General features: G+C 55.9%; 1 protein-coding gene. It reads left to right on the top strand.

Annotation, left to right across the window (positions count from 1 at the left end; translation table 11 throughout):
• Positions 1–213, top strand: a 213-nt coding sequence (locus tag HMPREF2635_RS13445) for a hypothetical protein (RefSeq protein WP_168167662.1), incomplete at both ends; no start/stop codon positions are given.

Genomic DNA, 213 nt, shown 5'->3' with positions numbered 1-213 from the left:
GCCTGGCGACAAGGTTGAGATCCCGAACACCGGCGGTGACGTTCCGGAAGGCACCACGGTTGAGACCGATGGCCCTGGTAAGGCTGAAATCGATGACAACGGCAACCTGATTGTCGACATCGATAAGGACGCTAAGCCTGGTGACAAGATCACTGTCATTGTCAAGGACAAGGACGGCAACGAGATCGACCGCGTAGTCGTCGAGGTTGAGAA

This window comes from Corynebacterium sp. HMSC035E02, assembly GCF_001836065.1.
Lineage (GTDB): Bacteria > Actinomycetota > Actinomycetes > Mycobacteriales > Mycobacteriaceae > Corynebacterium > Corynebacterium hiratae.
This window is presented reverse-complemented; position numbering and strand designations above follow the sequence as displayed.